Source organism: Microbulbifer okhotskensis (assembly GCF_023895975.1).
GTDB classification, from domain to species: Bacteria; Pseudomonadota; Gammaproteobacteria; order Pseudomonadales; family Cellvibrionaceae; genus Microbulbifer; species Microbulbifer okhotskensis.
The window spans coordinates 1-2825 of sequence record NZ_JALBWM010000227.1; the positions used below are offsets into that span (position 1 = coordinate 1).

7 protein-coding genes are annotated in these 2825 nt (G+C 46.4%); 2 read left to right on the forward strand and 5 right to left on the reverse strand.

Annotation, left to right across the window (positions count from 1 at the left end):
• Positions 1 to 208, reverse strand: a 208-nt coding sequence (locus tag MO867_RS21400; protein WP_252472915.1) for a hypothetical protein, incomplete at its 3' end; no start/stop codon positions are given.
• A 41-nt stretch (positions 209 to 249) separates the two neighbouring features.
• Between MO867_RS21400 and MO867_RS21405 the strand changes: the two genes are divergently transcribed.
• Positions 250 to 537: a helix-turn-helix domain-containing protein gene (locus MO867_RS21405; RefSeq protein WP_507161428.1), complete on the forward strand. Its 288-nt coding sequence runs from the start codon at positions 250 to 252 to the stop codon at positions 535 to 537.
• A 79-nt stretch (positions 538 to 616) separates the two neighbouring features.
• Here MO867_RS21405 and MO867_RS21410 read toward each other — a convergent pair whose 3' ends face one another.
• Both MO867_RS21410 and MO867_RS21415 read right to left on the reverse strand, forming a co-directional pair.
• A complete protein-coding gene (locus MO867_RS21410) occupies positions 617 to 880 on the reverse strand; it encodes a hypothetical protein (RefSeq protein ID WP_252472919.1) in 264 nt (87 codons plus the stop codon).
• Positions 881 to 937: 57 nt separating this feature from the next.
• A complete protein-coding gene (locus tag MO867_RS21415) occupies positions 938 to 1300 on the reverse strand; it encodes a hypothetical protein (protein ID WP_252472921.1) in 363 nt (120 codons plus the stop codon).
• A gap of 532 nt (positions 1301 to 1832) precedes the next feature.
• Here MO867_RS21415 and MO867_RS21420 point away from each other — a divergent pair.
• Entirely contained in the window at positions 1833 to 1988 is a 156-nt protein-coding gene (locus tag MO867_RS21420; protein ID WP_252472924.1) for a hypothetical protein, read from the forward strand.
• 60 nt (positions 1989 to 2048) lie between these two features.
• Here MO867_RS21420 and MO867_RS21425 read toward each other — a convergent pair whose 3' ends face one another.
• Positions 2049 to 2252 (reverse strand): hypothetical protein, encoded by a 204-nt coding sequence (locus tag MO867_RS21425; protein WP_252472926.1) that lies wholly within the window; start codon positions 2250 to 2252, stop codon positions 2049 to 2051.
• A gap of 27 nt (positions 2253 to 2279) precedes the next feature.
• Positions 2280 to 2825, reverse strand: a 546-nt coding sequence (locus MO867_RS21430; RefSeq protein ID WP_252472928.1) for a hypothetical protein, incomplete at its 5' end; no start/stop codon positions are given.

Genomic DNA, 2825 nt, shown 5'->3' on the forward strand with positions numbered 1-2825 from the left:
TAATTTTTTCAACTGAACCTAGATGGTCCCTATGGACATATTGGTACTCCCCAGTAGTTCCTACTGTATCAGTGATAGCCACATGTTGAACCGAGCCACTCAAGCTGGTGCGCTTGACTGCCGTGATTGTGGCATCATGTAAAGGCCATACCACTTCAAAGTTGCCTATGAAAAAAGTCTTTTCTCTTTTGAGTTGACCATTCTCCATCCAACTACTTTCGCGATAGTATCGCCGGCCTACGCAAAGAACTGCGCATGACCCAGGTGCAGCTGGCAGAGTACTTGGGGATTTCCCAACAACATATGCAGTCCTTCGAGGCCGGGCGGCGCAAGGTGTCCGCTTCCATGCTGCCGAAGCTGGCACAGCTGTTTGGGATCAGTGTGGATGAGCTGGTGGGCATAGAGGATAATCCCGCCAAGCGTGGGCCGGTGCCGAAGCTATTGCGACAGGTTGAACAAGTGGCCCTGCTGCCCAAGGCCAAACAGAAGTTTGTTAGCGAGATGTTGGAGACTGTGATTCAGCAAGCTAGTCACTGACACACTCCGTCAGATATGACAAAGCCCCGGCAGATTACTCTGCCGGGGCTTTGATAATTTTCATTCTTGGGAAAGAAGGTTATCTGCTGCGTTTCCCAAAGAATTTCTTAGGTGTTGGTTTTGCTATGAGGGGAGCAAAAAATAACCGTATTAATAAAACCAACACAATACAAACCGCCAATGGAATTACTGTTAAAAAGTAAAAAGAAACATATACCGATAATAGAACTGCTGCACCTTCCAAAGTCAGATAAAGCAATTTTGAAAATCCTGCAATCAGATAATTCGTGCCACAACTTAAACATCTAGCACCATCACCAGTCAGGCTGGCCAATGCAGCCATCAGTGGAATTTTATACTTCTTGCACGTTCTACAATAAGCACCCATTTATAAAACCCACTAATTTTGACCAGAGAGAAAAGTGTTAGCAATATTACCCAACCTGCGTTCTGCATAACCTCGTACCGTAGCATCTGAAATCTGCGGTAATATCGGTCGAGTATAATCAACACTGGAAACATTCAAATTCAGTTCTGACGCTAGGAGTTCAATGCCATAGTACACATCCCCCATACCAGCTACGATTCCAAATGATGGCCCAGCCCCAGCACCACCTATGGCAGCACCACTTACAAGTCCTGCAAGTTGACGACCAGCTATAGTCTCTCCACTTTCTAACAACTTATTACCACCCGCCTTAATTTGCTTTTGATTTGCATGTAACGCAATTCCCAATGCCTCCCCAAGCAGCATATGCTCCACTGTATTCGCCTGAACAGCTTCCCCTGCACCTGCTCCTCCTAGGATTCTGTTCTCATGCCGAGTGTATCTATACAAACCTCTAAAAAAGGAGCCCACTCCACGGAAAAAGCTTCCGCCACCCTTTTGTGCAAAGACATCACCCCGAGACCAGTCGTACCTTAACTTTCCATTTTTCCTAGTGCAATCAACGACTTAGCAACCATTTTTGCCGGCGCCGCTGGCTCTTCCTCATTTTTTTGCCCCGACGCGGGTTTTACCTTAGCCGGATGTTTTTCCAGAGGCAACGGCCCCTTCTGTTCAGCCGCACAGGCGCGCCAGCGCCTGACCGACGACAGGTAAAAACCCTGCGACCAGCCCGGCCTGCCCGCCTTAAAGACCTGACGTTGGTACAGTGTTGAGTTGGGGCCACCACCCACCCAGCCGGCACAGGGCTTGCCCGTGCCGGCGGGCAGGTGTTTTTCGGGCGGGGAGGCGAACAGCTTTTGTGAGCCGGGGGAGGCATGGCTTAGACAGCGGCCGCTAAGGGAAGCTGATGGAGGAAAGCCCCATCCGCAATGAAGTGCTATTTAAGCGCTTCAAGCTGCTGGAGACTTTTGATGATCAAGACAAGGACACGGTGATTCGGGTGATCGATGCGATTATCGCTCAGCGTCAGGTGGAACATGCTATGCGGCCATTGGAGCGCTAACTACTGATAGTTAGCGCTCTACTTTTCTTATTCGGCAGCACTCAAACTAATGTCCGTATTTTAGCTTTTAAAAACCTTCATAAAAAATCGAGCCGACCATGAACAAATTACAAGCCCAAAAATAAGAAACCAATCAAACCCTTCCGCAATCAATAATACAATTACTCCACAAATCGCAATTATAAATATTACTGCAAGAACTAAAGCTAGCTTTCTATAAACTGGTTTCACTCTAGAAGAGCCTATCGGATCAATTTCACTCAATTGGATTCTCCACCAAACTTAAACCTACTATTCAGACAGCCAAATTGCTGTTCTATTTACAGCAATACGAGCAAATGAGCCAACAAAGTTTCCAGCTTCATATGCAGCCGTTAAACGAGCACCGTTAACTACAGCACCTGTAGACACATGACCTAGAGTTTGAAGCCTTGTTCCCAAGTGGGCTGCCGGCTTAAACCCACCTTTGAAAAACTGTCCAAATGTCATATATCCAGTTTCACGTGCAATTGCACCACCGACAAATAATCCCACTACCTTTTTATCTACTGATTTCAGGAAACCAACAGTAATACTTGTTGCCATGAAATTATTTTTCATGTCAGTAGTAAAAGAATTTCCTGTCCGACCACCAGTAAAATTAATTATTCCCTCAAGAGCACCTTCAGAGAAATCTTGACTTAACCCATTTGCTACCGCGTTATAACGCCATTTAGCCCCATCCCAGAATGCACCAGCATAGCCTTTAGCCGTATTCCAAAGACCACCCTTTTGTGCAACAACTATTTGCTCATTTCTGATCCCATCTTCTGAAGAACCAGCTATAGACGATTTACA